The following is an 18,735-nucleotide window of genomic DNA, read 5'->3' on the forward strand; positions in this document are numbered from 1 at the left end:
GGAGGATGAGTACCGTGCACAATTTTTATAGACAGGATCCTAACCTGAAAACAATACTTGAAAAAAATATGCCTCATGATTTTTTCGAATGGGCAGACCGTGAATTAGATGTTTTTGGTGCTTTATGTGCCGGACAAATAGATGAACGAGCTATTCATACAGACAGAGAAGGGCAGCCAAGGTTAATTCGTTACGATAAAATGGGAAATGAAATATCAAAGGTATGGTTGAATGAAGGATATAAACAAACAGTTAAAGACACGTATCATACTGGAATTGTTGGATATGTTCATAAAGAGATTCCTGAATTAGGATATAAAGGAAATTATATGTATTCCTTTGCACAAGCTTATTTGCTATCCCATGCAGAACCTGGTTTCTATTGTCCTGTTACACTGACTAAGGCAACGGCATATTTAATTGACCATTATGCATCCGCAGAAGTTAAAGCGGAATTTTTACCACATGTATTATCGACTGGTGAAGTGGAGTTATACGAAGGAGCGACATTTTTAACGGAGAGACAAGGTGGATCAGATGTTGGAGCAAATGAAGTAAAGGCTGTAAGGGAAGGGGATATATACCGTATTACTGGTGAAAAATATTTTGCAAGTAATGCAGGTGCATGTGGAGTAGCGATGGTTTTGGCAAGATTAGAAGGGTCACCAAGCGGTTTAAATGGACTAAGTTTATTTCTCGTACCATGGGAGGAGAACCGGTCGAATGAGTTACTTCGAATTCGTAGACTAAAAGATAAGTTAGGCGTTCGAGCTGTGCCATCAGCAGAGGTAGAGTTTGAAGGGGCAAAGGGTTATCTAGTTGGCAAGGAGAATCAAGGTTTCTACTATATGATTGAGGCTTTAAATCTATCCCGTGTAAGCAATGCGATTGCATCATTAGGAATTATGCGAAGAGCGTATTTAGAAGCAAAAAAATACGCCATGGAGCGGGATGCATTTGGAGAAAAATTAACAAATTATCCAATGGTGCAAGCAACATTAAGTAAACTTGTTGCCAAGCAAGAGGTAGAAATGAATACCATGTATGAAGTAATACAGATCATGGATCGGGTAATGGGATTAGAGACGAAGGAGACAGCAACAGATAAGGAACAGTTATTATTCCGTTTATATGTCGCAATTATGAAAAAGGAAACAGCAGAACAGGCTATTCATTTTGCCCATGAAGCAATAGAAATGCATGGAGGAAATGGCTATATTGAAGATTTCGTTACTCCACGCTTGTTGCGAGATGCCCAAGTACTAACAGTTTGGGAGGGAACGGCAAATATTCTAGGGCTTGAAGTGCTGCGCTTAATTGGCAAATATCAAGTAGGAGACTTATTTGCTGACGAAATGAAACAACGCTTAGCAAAATTAATGGATCATAAGGATAGCGTCATAGCATGGAAAGGTGTGCTAGAAGAAGAAATCGATCAATTAGTTCATACAATCAACAATCTAATGAAAAAATCATCGAATTTCCAAACCTATTATTGTAAGAGAATTGCTGAAAAGATGGCTACTATATTTGAAAGTGTTGTCGCCATGGAGATGCTAGTCGGTGGTGGTGACAGGCAAAAGGCTATTTCTGAAGTATATTTACAGACGGTATGGAAAGCGGATGAATTTGATATGGAACCAGTTGTTTTAGACAAATTTAGTGAGATAGTGATAGGGTAAGTATTTATTAGTAGGTAAAATCCCGTTACGAATGGATATCTCGAATTATTCTTTGGTTTATTGTATGTGAATTGGATAATCTGAATAATTCGTAGATATCCCAAGATAACTAGGTAGCGGGATGTTTATTCTTTAATCTTCCACAACTTCCTCAGCTATTTTACTAGTAATCCATCGTTTAGCTGTTTTTTCATCAATTTCATAGACTTTTCCAGCACGTAGTAGTTCCCCGTGGTAGGCAGTTTGGACATTCATCTTTACTTTAACCATTTTGTGATTTCTCCTTTTGTAGAACTATCTTTTTCCATTATAATACAAATGTCGACAGGTAGCATCGATTATTTTTAAAATACTTAAAATAAATACATGTGAATTGTTAAAATAGTAGAAAATGAAGGAGGTTATCAATATATGACAGATCATTCCGTGGAAGTATTTTGTGAGGAAAGCTGTGGAAATGCGCCAAAAAAGCTATTATTAAAAGATTTCACGATAGCTTTTGCGAATAATGATTATCTGTATATGGAAAATCATACCACCGATGACATATGCTGGAATATCGTTGGAGATAAACGTATTCAAGGGAAAGAACAGTTTCTGAAGGCGGCCGAACAGATAAAGGAACAACAAGTTATAGAGTTACATATAAGCAATATTATTACACATGGAAAATTAGCCGCAGTTAACGGAAGGTTGAACCTAGAAAACGATATTTGTTATGAAATATGTGATATTTACCTTTTTAGCAGTTCAGGTAAAGATGCAAAAATAAAGGAAATTACTTCTTATATAATTAAAGTGTTTTGTTAGAATAACATTCGATTTATGAATAAATTTTATAAATCGAGGACCATCACCATAGTGAATAACTATACCACTTCATTAGACTTAGAATACCATGAAGTATAGAACTTAATGGGTGGTATTATTTATGACCAAAGAGCTTATTGGATCGTGGCTTCAAGCTGTGGGTACAGTTCTTGCGGCAGTGGCAGCTTCTCCAACAGGAATTTTTGATGAAAATTATCAGCATGATTTAAACTTAATTGGAAATACACTTCAAGCTACAGGAAGTGCGCTGCAAGCTACTGATCAAACTTCATTAAGTTCGATTGGAAACGAAGTACAAGCAATTGGAAATTCGACAATCGTTTATGGCTTAATTATTCCAACTAGCGAAAAAACTAAGACGGAACTTAATATAAAAGGAAACCTATTGCAGGCACTTGGTGGGGGAATTGCATTTGCAGATGAGACGGTAGAGAGCACTATAAATCGAATCGGTAATCTTTTACAAGCAATTGGAAATTCGATGCAGGCAATTGGCAATAAAATGGAATGGGATCAAATGAATCACCCATCCAATGATGAAGATAGTGTTGGGGCATCGCTAAATACGATCGGCAATTGGATACAAGCAATTGGAGCAGTTATTATCGCAATTGATCAAACCAATACAAATTGGTAGTGGGAAAGAGCAGAAGTCGCTAGGATCAAAACGATTTCACTAGCATGGGTCATTATGGATATAACAGAGCGAAGGCTATGTCGGAGTAATTTGATTTCTTTAAGGCTACTACCACATGTTATCGAAGAGAGAGTTTTATATACTAAATTAATGGATTAATTCTCAAGCTATATATAAAGATTAATTATTGTGTTCAATAATAGACGGTTATTATAATCCAACTTCCATCATTCAATTTGAGGATTAATAATATAATACTTTTATAAATGAAGGCCAGTAGTTTTTAGGTGATTATATTCTTATCCCCTCTTTTACTACAAACGATACACTCGGGAAACGATTAGATGTTAGAATGTCTTTGGCCTCAAAAACATTATTCAATTCATAAGGATCACCTTCATTTTTCTGTACATATTGTTCAATAACTTGGTTATTATGATCAACAATCCAATATTCTGGAACACCAAATAAAGCATAGCTTTCTTTTTTAAATATACGATCACGTTTTACGCTATTCGGCGAAAGAATTTCAATGACTAAATCAGGTGGGCCAACGACAGCGTGTTCTTCAATAATAAACTCTCTACTACGATGGATCATTAAGATATCTGGCTGCCTTGTTTCAGTTTCGGATAAAATAACATCAACTGGGGCAACTATAACAATAAAGTCATTTTCACAAGAATCAATTAATGTCCGTACTAATCGTTGACTAATACGCTGATGGGTTGTTGATGGGGAAGGTTTTAGTTCAAGATTTCCAGCAAAAATTTCGTACTGATTTCCGTCTTCAGGTAGTTGATAATAATCATCCACAGTCCAGCCTGATTCTTTAATGGTTTGTTTGTTAGTAGATTTTTTCTCTGCCATACTATTTCCTCCTTGCTTTTCTAACTATTATATATCATCGATTTAAGGTTTACAAAATTGAAAAAATAACAAAAGAACATCTAGCCGTTTTGGCCAGATGTTCCTAAAGTTTACTTTATTTGCTGTTCAAAAATTCGAAAATAAAGTGGTTTAATAGATATTGCTGACGAGCTATCAACTGTATTTTTTCGAATAGTCCCTTCCATATTCCACTCTAATAAATCTTGGTCTGTGATTTCTTGTAAATCAACTTGAAGCGTATTTGAGCTATTATTTAAAACAAAAATAAGCTTTTTCTCAGCATTAAATTTTTCATAGATGACATAGTTCTTTGAATTATCTGCTTTAACTATCCGAAAATCTGCTTTATTTCCAAACACAGGTTCATTTTTACGAAGTTTATTTAATGATTTAACAAAATTAAATAGTTGACGATCTTGGTACTGCTCATCCCATTCCATACACGCACGACAGCCTGGATCCTGTCCACCTGCCATACCTATTTCATCGCCATAATAAATACATGGTGTACCAATAAAGCTAAGTTGGAATAGGTATAGTAATTTAACACGATCGAAATTGTTATCAGCTAATGTTAAAATTCTCGGTGTATCATGACTATCTAATAGGTTAAAAGCTACTTCATTAACATGCTTAGGATACATGTGCAACACTTTGGTAATCGTGCTTGCAAAATCCTCTGCATTTATTTCATTTTTGCCAAAATATTCGATCGCCGCGTTTGTGAACGGATAGTTCATGACGGCATCAAATTGATCCCCTTGTAACCAAGGCATAGAATCGTGCCAAATCTCTCCTAATATATACGCATCAGGTTTAGCTTCTTTAACAACTTGGCGGAACTCTCGCCAAAAGGCATGATCCACTTCATTAGCAACATCTAGACGCCATCCGTCAATATCAAATTCCTCGATCCAGTAACGGGCAACATTTAGTAGGTACTCTCTTACTTCATGGTTTTCTGTGTTTAGCTTTGGCATGGAACCAACAAAAGCAAATGTATCGTAGTTTGGTCTAGGTTCAGATTTAACAGGGAAATTCCATAAATGGAACCATTCTTTGTACTTGGATTTTTCCTGATTTTCCAATACGTCTTGAAATGCAGGGAAGTAGTATCCACTGTGGTTAAAGACAGCATCTAGCATGACGCGAATCCCTCGGTTATGGCATTCCTTAACCAAGCGACGAAATGTTTCTTTATCACCAAACTGGGGATCGATTTCCATGTAATCAATAGTGTCGTATTTATGATTTGAGTGTGCTTTAAATATTGGGGTGAAGTAAATTCCCCCTATGCCAAGGTCCACTATGTGGTCTAGGTGATCGATCACTCCTTGAAAGTCACCGCCGAAGTGGTTGGTAGGACTTGGATCTGTTGAACCCCATGCTAGTGTTCCTTCTGGATCATTACTCCGATCTCCATTTGAAAATCGCTCAGGGAAAATTTGATACCATACCGTATCCTTTACCCAGGAAGGTGGTGTGAATACATCTGCCTTATTTAGATATGGAAAGCAGAAGTAGTTAGCAATTTCCATTGGTGGCGTAGAATAAATACCACCTTCTGTATAATAAATGGTTTCCGTTTTGTCTGAACACTGAAAACCATAGCGCATTCGGTGGAATTCCGGCTTCACAGCACTAAACCAATAGTCATGTAAATCAGTCGTTCCGGATTTTGTCATCTCTAAAATTTGTGTTTGCCACATTTCATCCTTCCAATCATATGGGTCACCGAAGATAAGACTTACTGATTCGACGTCGTCCTTTTTAGTTTGTAGCACGATGTGCAGGGTATCTTTGTCGTAAGCATAAGCAAAATTATTTTTTGGGCGGTGGTATATTGCTTCTCTTAACATGTAATAATCTCCTTTCTAATAAGAAAACCCCGTTTTCTAAGCTGAAAACGGGGTTGTTGAATAGCTACAAAGCATTGCCCTTTTATTTTATACTTCAAATTTACTGTATGCGCTTTACTTTGTCAATAAGTAATTCAAACGATTGCATTATTCGACAGTGATATTGTTTAAAAGATGCTTATTCTTATTGAAAAGTATATAAATTAAGCCACATCTATGTAAGCGTTTAATGATCTTATATATTAACAAAAGACACAGAAAATTTATGGTTGATTTTCTTTAAAAGCAATGTATAATGAAGTTATAGCAATTTGCGCAAACGTTTTCATGGATATACGTTGCAAGCGCTAACAAATTTTGGGGAGGTCAATTAGATGAGAAAGTGGTTAGGAGCATTATTTGCTTTAGCTTTAATTATCGGTGTCCTTGCAGCATGTGGACCTGAGGAAGTGGAAGATCAAGATAATGCTGACGTTTCAGAAGAAGGCAATGGAGAAGATGCTGAAGTTGAAATGCCAGAAAAACCCGAAAGTTTAACTGTTTGGGTAAATGATGAAGAAAAACAAGTAGAAGCTGTTACACAAATTACTGAGAATTATACAGATGAAACTGGAATTGAAGTAGAGCTGGTTCCAGTTAGTATGTTAGATCAAGTGGAAAAATTAGATGTAGAAGGACCAGCAGGTAATGGCCCAGATATCATTTTCCAACCGCATGATCGTATTGGTGATTTAGCAATGCGTGGACTAGTAGATTACGTTGAGTTAGGTGACGTTGAATCGGAATATACTGATATTGCTTTAGATGCAATCACTTATGATGGCGATTACTGGGGTTACCCAGCTGTAATGGAAACTTATGCAATGTTCTATAACAAAGCATTAGCGGAAGAACCAGAAACAATGGAAGATATCATGACTGTTGCAGAAGATTTTACAGATGCTAGTCAAGATAAGTATGGTTTCTTAATGGAAGCTGCTAACTTCTATTTTGTATACCCATACTTCTCTGGATTTGGAGCATATGTATTTAATTTTGATGGTTCAGGCTACGATATTAATGATATTGGCCTAGCAAACGAAGGTTCAAAACAAGGTGGAGACCTTGTTCAGTCTTGGTTTAACAATGGATACATTCCACAAGACTTAACTCCAGATATTATGAATGGTCTATTTAAAGAAGGTAAAGTTGCCTATGTATTAAACGGACCATGGATGGTTCGTGAATATCAAGATTCACTTGGTGATGACTTAGGTGTCGTTCCATTACCAAAGCTTGAAAATGGTGAGCATCCAAAATCCTTTGTGGGTGTGAAATCGTATATGCTATCTTACTACTCTGAGAACAAAGAGTGGGCTCAAGATCTAATGAAATATATTACCAATAAAGAAAACTCTATGACTTATTATGATGTTGCTGGTGAAATCCCACCACGTCATGATGCAGTAGAGAATCCAACAATTGCTGATGATCCAATTTATTCTCCGTTCGCTGAACAAACTGGATATGGTGAGCCAATGCCAAACGTACCAGCTATGGGACAGGTTTGGGATCCTATTAATAATGCTTTAAGCTTCATTTCAAAAGGGGAACCTGTTGATGAAGTGTTAGATGAAGCAGTACAGATGATCCAAGATAACATTGAGGCATCTGGAGCAAACTAATAGATAAATATAAACAATTATATGGGGGCTATTTGCTCCCATATAATGTTTTTTATTTCATCAGATGCGCTAATTGTATGATTTAGGAGGAAATAAACATGGCAAATGATCAAACCAAGAAGAAAAACAGCATAATTCAACCTCGTAATCTCGCTACTTTGTTATCTGTCTTGGTTCCAGGATTAGGTCAAATATATAATCGTCGTGTGTTAAAAGGATTCGTACTTCTTATTGTTGCAATCTCTTTTCTAGCTACAACGTGGAACTATTTAGATATCGGTATTTGGGGGTTGTTTACACTAGGTACAATACCTAAGGAACATCACTCCATCCAGTTGTTACTTCAAGGACTTATTTCATTAATCGTACTTTTATTTGGTATTGCTATCTACATCTATAATGTAGTAGATGCCAGGAAAGATGCAATAGCGAGAGAAGAAGGTAAACCAAATCCAACCTTAATAAAAGGTTTTGCGAATTTTTATGATCGTGGATTCCCATATTTTATGGTTTTACCTGGTTTAATCATGCTTATTTTTATCGTTGTATTACCGTTATTATTTATGGTTGCTTTAGCATTTACAGATTACAACCAATACAACGCACCTCCACGTAACCTATTAAGCTGGGTTGGTTTCAATAACTTTGTGGATCTTGTTAACATAGATATTTGGAAAGATACATTTTTTAGTGTATTCGCCTGGACGATAGTTTGGACAGTAGTAGCAACCTCATTACAAATTGTCCTCGGATTTTTCTTAGCTTTATTAGTGAACGACAAGCGAGTTAAGTTCAAACGAACCATTCGAACCGTTCTAATTTTACCATGGGCTGTACCTGCATTTGTTTCGATTTTAATTTTCTCAGCTTTGTTCAATCCTACATTTGGAGCAATTAACCGTGATATTTTAAGTACATTTGAAATTATGATTCCATGGTTATCTGATCCATTTTGGGCAAAAATTGCATTGATTATGATTCAAACATGGTTAGGTTTTCCGTTTGTGTTTGCTTTATTTACTGGAGTACTCCAAAGTGTCCCAGCAGATATGTATGAAGCAGCTGATGTCGATGGTGGGTCTCGTTGGCAGAAATTACGTCATATTACCGTTCCACATGTATTGTTTGCGACAGCCCCATTATTAATTATGCAATATGCAGGGAACTTTAATAACTTTAATATTATCTATCTATTTAATGAAGGGAACCCAGCCGTGCGTGGTCAAAATGCAGGGGGAACAGATATCTTAATTTCCTGGGTTTATAAGTTAACGTTTCAAACGAACAACTATAACATGGCAGCGGCAATCACTATTATTATGGGTGTTCTAGTTATGGGATTTGCTTTCTATCAGTTTAGAAAAACAGCAGCATTTAAAGAGGAAGGGGGACGTTACTAATGGCAATGAGTAGAAAAACAAAATCAAAAATAGAAGTAACGTTCATCTATATCTTTTTCTTAATAATGCTTGTCATTATCGGTTATCCATTGTTCTGGGCAATCATGATGAGTTTGAATCCAGGTTCTAATATGCTTGTGACGGAATTATTTCCTAAAAATCCAACACTTGAGCATTATAAATGGCTATTTAACAGTCCAAATAGTGATTATTTAATTTGGTATAAAAATAGTATGTTTGTTGCGGTATTAAACGCATTAGGATCTGTTGTAATCACCTCGCTAATCGCATATGCATTTTCTCGATATAAATTTATTGGGAGAAAATATGGTTTATATATGTTCTTGTTACTACAGATGTTCCCAGCTTTAATGGGAATGGTTGCTCTATATATATTATTAAACACCATTGGTTTGACTGATTCATTGTGGGGATTATTACTCATTTATCTAGGTGGTCAAATACCATTCAATGCATGGCTAGTGAAAGGGTACTTTGATACTATTCCGAGAGAGTTAGATGAAGCAGCAAAAATCGATGGTGCTGGGCACTTAAAGATATTTTGGACAATTATGTTACCACTTGCAAAACCAATTTTAGCGGTTGTAGCATTGTTTAACTTTATGGCACCATTTATGGACTTCTTACTACCACGTATCGTATTATCAAGTCCTGAAAATTATACACTAGCACTTGGCTTATTTAATTTTATTAACAACCAATTTTCTACTAACTTTACACGATTTGCAGCGGGCGCAATCTTAATAGCAATTCCAATTGCATTAGTATTCCTGTTGCTACAGCGTTACCTGATTTCAGGTTTAACATCGGGAGCAACAAAAGGATAGCACCAAGCAAAATGAAGAACTTGGTCGATTACCATAAAATGGTGAAAGACTAAGTTTATCTTCAGTAGGAAAAAGTACATTTTTGATTAGGAGGTACATCAATGCTTGAGGATACTAGTTTTGCGATACATCCAGGAAAAGAACAACAGTCTGGAGCAATGGTATACCGAGACATCGGTAGATTATTAAAATATGAATTAATAGATAGTACGTATAGATTCACTTGTGAAAATGGGAACGTAGCGATTCAGTTCTACACTGATTCCATTGTTCGAGTAGTAATGAATCAAAAGGAACAACCAAAATTAGTTGGTTCAAGAGCAGTTGTGGCTGAACCAGAAAAGGTTAGTATAGAAGAAACAGTTCAAGATGAAACTCTTGTTATTTCAACAGCGAATGTAGAACTAAATATTACAAAAGATCCGTTTCGATTAACTATTCTTGATCATCAAGGTCGAGAAATTGTTGCAGAAGGGGATCGCGGAATGGCTTATCGTGAAAACGGTGAAGTTGTAGCATTTAAAATCATGCACGAAACGGATCACTTTTATGGATTTGGTGAAAAAGCTGGCCATTTAGATAAACGTGGAGAAGCCTATGAAATGTGGAATTCAGACGTTTATGCGCCACACAACCCGGAAACGAACGCACTATACGAATCGATTCCGTATTTCATGACATTACGAGATGGAAAAGCACATGGTGTGTTTTTCGATAATACGTACCGTAGTAAATTTGATATGAAATCTTCTGATGACTGTTATACATTTTCAGCAGAAGGTGGCCAATTAGATTATTATGTTATGGCAGGCCCTGAACCGAAGACAGTATTGGAGCAATATACGCATATTACTGGTAGAATTCCATTGCCACCAAAATGGTCTTTAGGGTATCATCAATCACGTTACAGCTATGAAACGGAACAGGAAGTACGTGACTTGGCGAAGACATTTATAGAAAAAGATATTCCATTAGATGTCATTCATTTAGATATTCACTATATGAATGGGTATCGTGTATTCACATTTGATAAAGAGCGTTTTCCAAATCCGGAAAAGCTAGTTGCTGATCTACATGAAATGGGAATTCGTGTCGTTCCAATTGTGGACCCAGGTGTGAAAAAAGATACGGAATATCCTATCTATCAAGAGGGCGTCAATCAGGATCAATTTTGTAAATATATCGAAGGTGATATATACTTTGGTGAGGTTTGGCCAGGAATTAGTGCCTTCCCAGATTTTACGGATGAAAAGGTACGCAAATGGTGGGGAGAAAAGCATGAGTTCTACACCAATATGGGAATCGAAGGAATTTGGAATGACATGAATGAGCCTGCTGTCTTTAATGAAACAAAGACAATGGATGTCAGTGTGATGCATCGTAATGACGGAAATCCAACTACACATCGTGAGTTGCATAATGTGTACGGGTTACTAATGGGTGAGTCGACGTATGAAGGTATGAAAGAAAAGCTTCAAGGTAAACGTCCGTTTCTACTAACTCGTGCGGGATATGCTGGAGTTCAACGCTATGCATCGGTCTGGACAGGAGACAACCGTAGCTTCTGGGAGCATCTTCAAATGTCACTACCAATGGTAATGAACCTAGGACTATCTGGTGTAGCCTTTACTGGACCAGATGTGGGTGGTTTTGCCCATGATACAAATGCAGAGCTGTTAACTCGTTGGACCCAGGTGGGAGCATTTACTCCATTCTTCCGAAACCATTCGGCGATTGGATTCCGTTATCAAGAACCATGGCAGTTTGGTGAAAAGCATGAGGATATTATGAAGAAATATATTCAAATGCGTTATGAGTGGATGCCTCAGCTTTACTCGTTATTCTATGAGGCAAGCCAAAAAGGTCTACCAGTAATGCGTCCTTTGTTAATGGAGTACCCAGAAGATGTAAAAACGTACAACTTAAACGATCAATTTATGATAGGCGATAATGTGGTCTTCGCACCTATTTTACAGCCTTCAGTAACAGATCGTGCCGTATATTTACCGAAAGGCGTTTGGGTTGAATTTTCAACTGGTATTGTTTATGAAGGAGAAAAAACACACCTAATCCATGCAGAACTCGATGAGCTACCGATCTTTGTCAGAAAAGGTACTGCGATTATGCAAGGAGAATGGAATTCCAATAAAGATAAAAGATCAAATAAAGTTACAATGAACGTCTATGCAGGCGTATCAGGTGAAAAATATCGCTTTACTTATTATGATGATGATGGAGAAACATTTGCATACGAAGATGGACAGTATCTAGCCTTAGATGTGGAAGTTACATCTACTAAGCAGACTGTTGAAATAAAGGTAGTAGATTATAAGGGTGATTTCAAACCAGCTTACCAAGAAATTAATGTAAATGTTATCGGTCTACATGAAGGACAAGATGTTATAATAAATGGCGAAAAGCAAAAAACAATTAAACTATAAAGTCAGTTAGTAAATAGTAGAGGGTGGAAAATATGGTAACAATTAAAGATGTGGCAAAGGCTAGCGGGGTTTCCCCCTCTACAGTATCACGAGTAATCGCAGATAATCCGCGTATAACAGAAGACACGAAGAAAAAAGTTCGAAAAGCAATGAAACGATTAGGATATCATCCGAATATTAGTGCACGGAATCTAGTTGCGAAGTCAACGAAAGCAATTGGTGTAATTATGCCATCTTCTGCAGATAAAGCATTGCAAAACCCGTTTTTCCCGGAAATTTTACGTGGTATTGGCTCAGTCATTCATGATGTGCAGTACTCTATGTCACTATCAACCGGAGAAACCGAAGAAGAGATCTTTCGAGAAGTGCAAAGAATGGTGTATGGTAGTTATGTGGATGGTGTAATTTTGCTATATTCTCGGGTAAATGATCGTGTCACGAATTTTCTTCGTGAAAACGAATTTCCGTTCGTTATTGTTGGAAAACCATATGATCACGAAACGGAAATAACCCATGTTGATAATGATAATTTTAGGGCTGGAAAAGAGATTACCGAACATCTTATTGCACAAGGGCATAAACGAATTGCGTTTATTGGTGGTTCACGAGAATTAATTGTTACAATGGACCGTGAAGCAGGTTATGAAGCTGCATTACAGGGTGCAGGCTTAGAGAATTGTGATGGCTATAAAATACACACAGAGTTTTTAAAATCAGGTGGACGAGAAGCTGTAGAATATTTATTGTCACTAGAGACACGACCAACCGGTTTAGTTGTTAGTGATGATTTGATCAGTCTAGGTATTCTTGCAAGATTGGAAGAAGCGGGCATCCATGTTCCTCACGATGTGTCGCTTGTAAGCTTCAATAATGTTTATTTGTCAGAGATAACTCGACCTGCTTTAACAACCGTTGACATTCAAATCTATGAACTAGGTGCGCAATCAGCCAAAGTGCTAATCGAAAAAACAAAAAATAGAAATGAACCAGCGAAGCGAATAATTATCCCATATCATATTATTAACCGGGATTCCGTGAATGATCTTCGTTAGAGAGACCGTCCGTATTGGGCGGTTTTTTTGTTTGGGTTGGTTTTTGAGTGGAGGGGAGTGTTGGGTTCGGAATATGGAGTGTAGTCCGAAGTTCGTTGCGAGTGCGGAATTGTTGCTTCTGAGCGAATATTTGAGTTTATGAGCGAATTGTTGTCGGTTCTGAGCGAATATTTAAATTTATGAGCGAATCTAAACTAATTCTGCAAGTCACATAACATCATGAGTATAAAAAAGGCAACAGGTATTACTAATATGTCCGCCAATTAAATAAGTAATTTATGAAATACAAGTACAATATAATATTATTATTTTTAAATTATTATTTTAATCAGACTATTTTTATGGTATATTAATTAACAATTAAAGAAAGAAGAGTGTAAAAATTTAATATTTTGTAAGCGTTGTCAATTAGGTGAAACATGCGAAGATCCTCATCGAAAACTTAGATCGGTTAAAAGAAGTGCAAATTTACTTCGAATAAAACATAGAGAACTTTGGTTCGAGATGAATAAACCTTTTGGATGGGAAGTATTGGAAGTGCGTTATGGCGGTTTAATAATGCGAACGGAAACTGCACAGAGCCGAATAAAACAATGGATCAATGATAGGATTAATAGAATAGAAGAATTAGAAGAAGAACGCCTTTATTTTGAGGGACCATATCCAATGCCTGAGGGTTCATTGGGCAGAAATATATATAGAAGAATTGTAACCGCAGGAAATTTAACATAGAAGGGAGGATCTAATCCCTATTATGATAGCTTTCTGCCTCTAATTGAAATAAAAAAACATAAATTAATAAAAAAATCTAAATTTATATTTCATAAAACTAAAATTTATGATATATTTAAATAAATCATGCAAATTACCTATTTAACTATTAAATGGGTAAAAAATTTACAACAAGTGAAAGCGGTATCATTCGTATGAAATTGAAAAGGAGAGGTGTTTCAAGATGGAGAAGAAGAAACATTTAGTTGTTGTCGGAGCTCATTGTGGGGATGCTGAAATTCAAGCAGGTGCGATTGCTCATAAATATGCAAAAGCTGGTTGGGATGTAACTTTTCTACACTTAACAGCTGGTGAAAAGGGGAATCCCCCTCATATTTCAGTAGAAGATTATACGAAGCAGAAAATAGAAGAAGCAGAAAAAGTAGCTGAAATATTAGGTGGGAAAAGTATCACATTGGATTATAAAGATGCAGAACTTACATTTAGTGATGAGATAATAACACATATTGCTACATTAATGCGCAAATTAAAACCAACTGTAGTTATTACACATTGGGAAAACAGTATTCATCCAGATCATGCGTTATGCCCAAGACTTCTACAAGCAGCTCAACTAAAAGCAGGTCTTCCTGGATTTGATTTAGATGGTTTGGCACCACATTATTATCCGTTCTATCACAGTGAAAACTGGGAGGACATGGAAGGCTATGAGCCAGATATTTTTGTAGATGTATCGGATGAATTTGATACATATTTAGAAGCTTTATCAAACTACTGGTTTATTATGAACTCTTCCTCTTTCCGTTATTATGATTATTACAAAGCACTTGGAACAGTAAGGGGTTGTGTGAATCGTACAAAATACGCTCAAACTCTTAAGTTCCCTACTGGTGGAAACGTTCGCAAAGGCGGATTTATTCCAGGATTTGAAATATAAAGGATTACCGACTAGAAAGAAGGTATAACTTTGAAAAATAATAATCTAGCAAAAAAAGTTGGAAAGTTATTAGTGGTTGGATTTGATGGGCTAGAAGTTCCAAAGCACATTAGAGAACTGATCCATGACTATCATATTGGTGGCATTATATTATTCGGTCGTAACATTGGAACACCTAGAGAGATCCTTGCTTTAACAACAGATCTTCAGCAAGAGGCTAAAAATGCAGGTTACACTTATCCTTTATTGATTTGTGTGGATCAAGAAAATGGTGTTGTTCGACGTCTGGGTAAGGGGACTACTATTTTTCCGGGTGCAATGACATTAGGTGCAACAGAAGATCCGAATCAAGCATATGATATTGGATTTGCTTCTGGGAAAGAGTTAAGAGCACTAGGTATTAACTGGAATCTAGCACCAGTACTCGATGTAAATAATAATCCTGATAATCCAGTAATAGGTGTCCGATCTTTTGGTGAGTCACCTGACAAGGTAGCTCAGTTTGGACAAGCGGCAATGAAAGGGATGCAGGATGCTGGGGTTATTACGACATTAAAGCACTTTCCAGGTCATGGTGATACGGATGTTGATTCCCATTTGGATCTTCCAGTGATATCGCATGATAGAAACAGGTTAGATAAGGTTGAATTATATCCGTTTCAAAAAAGTATCGAAGCTGGAGCTGATACCGTGATGTCAGCACATGTGTATTTTCCTTCCATTGAAACGGATCCCGGTGTACCAGCTACTTTATCCGAAAAAGTAATTACGGGACTACTTAGAGAAGAACTTGGATTTAATGGTGTCGTTACAACGGACTGTATGGAAATGAATGCAATTTCACAGGGTGTTGGTACAGAAAAGGGTGGCGTTCTAGCTGTTAAAGCAGGTGTAGACTTTGTTATGGTATCTCATACTTTTGAAAGACAAGTCGGTACAATTAAAGAGATTATCGCTGCAGTAGAACGTGGAGAAATTAACGAGAACATGATTAATCAAGCAAATGAGCGAATTAATACACTTCAAGCAAAATACGTGAAGTGGGATGATATATCACTTGATAATAATTCTCCTATTCCTACACTTGTTGGAAGTAAGGAACACGAAGAACTTGCTTTTGAGGTGTATAAAAAGGGTGTAACGATTGTAAAAAACGAAAATATATTGCCTATTCATGTAAAGAATGATGATCGCATTCTTGTAATCTACCCTGATAATGGAACAACGATGCAAGTAGAGGATAAGCGGTATGCGAACCTAGCGTTAGGAGAAGCTGTAAAGGAATATCACCAAAATGTTGATGTCTATCAGATCTCACAGAAATTAAGCCAAGAGGAACTAGAATCGATTGGGAAGAAAGCGCAGGATTATGGTGTGATAATCCTAGGCACACTGACAATTACTGCTGGCAGTAAACAAATTCAACTTGCAGAAAAACTAGTTGAAAGCGGTAAAACATTTATTGTTATTGCCATGAGAAGTCCATATGATCTCGCTTATTTACCAAATGTTCATGCATACCTCAACACATATGAATTTTCTTATCCGGCTTTAAAGGTTGCTGCAGGTGCAATTTTTGGTAAGGAACAGGTAAGTGGAAAACTACCAGTTACGATTAGTTCTATCAAATAGTTACTAGATTCTAAACTAGAAAATTAATTAGTAATCTTTTATTCCGTATGTAACGGGCAATAAGTCAGCTCCGCTTCAGTCTAAAAAAAGTGGAGGCACAGCTAGCTGACTGTGAAAGTCCGATTCGTAGAGTGAGAAACCCTACTGATTGAAGAGGCACTTTAAAGAAAGGGGTTGAATCCCAAGTGGCAGAAAACACCATGTCTGGCAATCTTCCAAAGAAGAAGAAACGGCGTTATAACTGGAGAAAGATGAAAATAAATTGGCAGTTATATGTTTTACTCGCACCCGCCTTAATTTACTTCCTAGTTTTTAAATATTATCCCATGTATGGCCTGCAAATAGCATTTAAAAATTTTCGCGCTGTAGATGGCATATTTGGAAGCGAATGGATTGGGTTTGATCATTTTGTCAGATTTTTTGAATCCTATTACTTTTGGGATCTAATTAAAAATACCTTAGGAATTAATCTATACGCATTAGCTCTATTTCCCATTTCAATAATTGTTGCCTTAGCACTTAATGAGTTAAGAGATGGTAAATTCAAGAAAACAGCGCAAACGATAACGTATGCTCCACACTTTATCTCTATTGTAGTTTTTGTTGGGATGGTTATAGCATTTCTTAATCCTGTAACAGGGATAATTAATAATTTTATTCAATTTTTAGGATTTCAGCCCATTAGTTTTATGACAGAACCTGGATGGTTTAAGACCATATTTGTTTGGTCTAATGAATGGCAAAACCTTGGGTGGGGAGCCATTATCTACTTGGCTGCATTAGCTGGAGTAGATCCCCAGCTTCATGAATCAGCTAAAGTGGATGGGGCGTCTAGGCTGCAACGCATATGGCATATAAATTTGCCTAGCATTATGCCCACTATAATTATTTTACTAATTTTAAACATGGGCAACATGATGTCTATTGGTTTTGAAAAAATTCTATTAATGCAAAATGAATTAAACCTAGAATCCTCACAAGTTATACAAACTTATGTTTATGAAGCAGGTTTATTACATGGGCAATATAGTTATTCAACTGCTGTAGGATTATTTAACTCGGTAATTAATTTCCTAATTTTAATCTTCTTCAACCGCATGGCTAGAAGAACGGGTACAAGCTTATGGTAAAGGGGTATCCAAAATGAGTATAAAAGAATCTAAAAACGATAAGGTATTCGATATATGTAATAAATTTTTAGTTTGGTTTTTCATTGTTATTATATCGTATCCATTAGTATATATCATCAGTGCGTCTATTAGTGACCCACAATATGTGAATTCAGGTGAAATGTGGTTGTTTCCAAAGGGGATAACGTTTGAAGGTTTTGAACGTGTTTTTCAAAGTAGCGAAATATGGTTGGGATATCGAAATACCATTTTCTATACTTTGTTAGGTACATTTATCAATTTAGCTGTCACGTTACCATGTGCCTACGCATTGTCTAGACAAGAATTAATTGGAAGAAATGTGATTATGGCTTTACTAGTTTTCACCATGTTCTTTGAAGGAGGATTAATCCCAACATACTTACTTGTTCGTGACCTAGGCATGATCAATACCGTATGGGCTATGGTATTACCTAGTGCTGCTGCAATGTGGAATATCATTGTTACCATGACATTCTTTAAAGTGAGTATACCAAGAGGATTGGAAGAAGCAGCTGAAATTGATGGTGCTTCTCAAATAAGAACTTTCTTTCAAATAGTATTACCACTATCAGCACCTATTATCGCTGTAATGGCTTTATTTTACGGAGTGGGACATTGGAATCAGTATTTCGGTGCATTAATTTACTTGCAAGATAGGGAACTATTTCCATTACAGCTTTTCTTAAGGGAAATACTTGTTCAACAACAGATAACTGCTGAATTGATGCAACAAAGCGGGACAGCAGAAGCTTTAAGTGAACATGCAAGAATTGCAGACATAATTAAATATGCAGTAATGATTGTATCCGCAGCACCATTACTAATTGTTTATCCATTCTTACAACGCTTCTTCCTTAAGGGCGTTATGATTGGATCGATTAAAGGCTAATGTAAGCCAAGGAGGTGAGGTGAGCAACTAGTAATAGAAAGTTAGATTTATTATTGTTGTAAAATTATTGAGATAAAAGGGGAGAATTC

16 protein-coding genes are annotated in these 18,735 nt (G+C 36.5%); 13 read left to right on the top strand and 3 right to left on the bottom strand.

Annotation, left to right across the window (positions count from 1 at the left end; translation table 11 throughout):
* Nucleotides 1–5: 5 nt before the first annotated feature.
* Nucleotides 6–1,682 (top strand): acyl-CoA dehydrogenase family protein, encoded by a 1,677-nt coding sequence (locus tag ACFSTA_RS14495; protein WP_377557488.1) that lies wholly within the window; start codon nt 6–8, stop codon nt 1,680–1,682.
* A 132-nt stretch (nt 1,683–1,814) separates the two neighbouring features.
* On the opposite strand, the gene ACFSTA_RS14500 is transcribed toward ACFSTA_RS14495, so the two are convergent.
* Nucleotides 1,815–1,952 (bottom strand): hypothetical protein, encoded by a 138-nt coding sequence (locus ACFSTA_RS14500; RefSeq protein WP_377557489.1) that lies wholly within the window; start codon nt 1,950–1,952, stop codon nt 1,815–1,817.
* A gap of 141 nt (nt 1,953–2,093) precedes the next feature.
* Here ACFSTA_RS14500 and ACFSTA_RS14505 point away from each other — a divergent pair, with 141 nt between their 5' ends.
* Entirely contained in the window at nt 2,094–2,492 is a 399-nt protein-coding gene (locus tag ACFSTA_RS14505; RefSeq protein ID WP_377557490.1) for a hypothetical protein, read from the top strand.
* Between the two features lie 121 nt (nt 2,493–2,613).
* Nucleotides 2,614–3,150 carry a DUF6944 family repetitive protein gene (locus tag ACFSTA_RS14510; protein WP_377557491.1) on the top strand — a complete coding sequence of 179 codons (537 nt, stop codon included), beginning with the start codon at nt 2,614–2,616 and terminating at the stop codon, nt 3,148–3,150.
* A gap of 291 nt (nt 3,151–3,441) precedes the next feature.
* Here the strand turns inward: ACFSTA_RS14510 and ACFSTA_RS14515 are convergent, their stop codons facing one another.
* Both ACFSTA_RS14515 and ACFSTA_RS14520 read right to left on the bottom strand, forming a co-directional pair.
* Nucleotides 3,442–4,020: a Uma2 family endonuclease gene (locus ACFSTA_RS14515; protein ID WP_377557492.1), complete on the bottom strand. Its 579-nt coding sequence runs from the start codon at nt 4,018–4,020 to the stop codon at nt 3,442–3,444.
* A gap of 110 nt (nt 4,021–4,130) precedes the next feature.
* Entirely contained in the window at nt 4,131–5,900 is a 1,770-nt protein-coding gene (locus ACFSTA_RS14520; protein WP_377557493.1) for a glycoside hydrolase family 13 protein, read from the bottom strand.
* 374 nt (nt 5,901–6,274) lie between these two features.
* Between ACFSTA_RS14520 and ACFSTA_RS14525 the strand changes: the two genes are divergently transcribed.
* The 10 genes from ACFSTA_RS14525 to ACFSTA_RS14570 all read left to right on the top strand — a co-directional run bounded on the left by ACFSTA_RS14525 (nt 6,275) and on the right by ACFSTA_RS14570 (nt 18,646).
* Nucleotides 6,275–7,564, top strand: a complete 1,290-nt coding sequence (locus ACFSTA_RS14525) for a sugar ABC transporter substrate-binding protein (RefSeq protein WP_377557495.1) — start codon at nt 6,275–6,277, stop codon at nt 7,562–7,564.
* Nucleotides 7,565–7,662: 98 nt separating this feature from the next.
* The gene (locus tag ACFSTA_RS14530) at nt 7,663–8,964 is read left to right on the top strand and encodes a sugar ABC transporter permease (protein WP_377557496.1); all 1,302 of its coding nucleotides are present in this window, start codon (nt 7,663–7,665) and stop codon (nt 8,962–8,964) included.
* 5 nt (nt 8,965–8,969) lie between these two features.
* Nucleotides 8,970–9,812, top strand: a complete 843-nt coding sequence (locus tag ACFSTA_RS14535) for a sugar ABC transporter permease (protein ID WP_377557804.1) — start codon at nt 8,970–8,972, stop codon at nt 9,810–9,812.
* 101 nt (nt 9,813–9,913) lie between these two features.
* The gene (locus tag ACFSTA_RS14540; protein ID WP_377557497.1) at nt 9,914–12,253 is read left to right on the top strand and encodes a glycoside hydrolase family 31 protein; all 2,340 of its coding nucleotides are present in this window, start codon (nt 9,914–9,916) and stop codon (nt 12,251–12,253) included.
* 32 nt (nt 12,254–12,285) lie between these two features.
* The gene (locus ACFSTA_RS14545; protein WP_377557498.1) at nt 12,286–13,305 is read left to right on the top strand and encodes a LacI family DNA-binding transcriptional regulator; all 1,020 of its coding nucleotides are present in this window, start codon (nt 12,286–12,288) and stop codon (nt 13,303–13,305) included.
* Nucleotides 13,306–13,692: 387 nt separating this feature from the next.
* A complete protein-coding gene (locus tag ACFSTA_RS14550; protein ID WP_377557806.1) occupies nt 13,693–14,037 on the top strand; it encodes a hypothetical protein in 345 nt (114 codons plus the stop codon).
* A gap of 223 nt (nt 14,038–14,260) precedes the next feature.
* Nucleotides 14,261–14,974 carry a PIG-L deacetylase family protein gene (locus ACFSTA_RS14555; RefSeq protein ID WP_377557500.1) on the top strand — a complete coding sequence of 238 codons (714 nt, stop codon included), beginning with the start codon at nt 14,261–14,263 and terminating at the stop codon, nt 14,972–14,974.
* Nucleotides 14,975–15,004: 30 nt separating this feature from the next.
* Nucleotides 15,005–16,606: a beta-N-acetylhexosaminidase gene (gene nagZ, locus ACFSTA_RS14560; protein ID WP_377557501.1), complete on the top strand. Its 1,602-nt coding sequence runs from the start codon at nt 15,005–15,007 to the stop codon at nt 16,604–16,606.
* 200 nt (nt 16,607–16,806) lie between these two features.
* Complete coding sequence (locus ACFSTA_RS14565) at nt 16,807–17,736, top strand: ABC transporter permease (RefSeq protein ID WP_377557807.1); 930 nt, start codon at nt 16,807–16,809, stop codon at nt 17,734–17,736.
* A 13-nt stretch (nt 17,737–17,749) separates the two neighbouring features.
* Nucleotides 17,750–18,646 (top strand): carbohydrate ABC transporter permease, encoded by an 897-nt coding sequence (locus tag ACFSTA_RS14570; protein ID WP_377557502.1) that lies wholly within the window; start codon nt 17,750–17,752, stop codon nt 18,644–18,646.
* Nucleotides 18,647–18,735 lie beyond the last annotated feature (89 nt).

It is taken from the genome of Ornithinibacillus salinisoli (assembly GCF_042684965.1).
Classification (GTDB): Bacteria; Bacillota; Bacilli; order Bacillales; family Amphibacillaceae; genus Ornithinibacillus; species Ornithinibacillus salinisoli.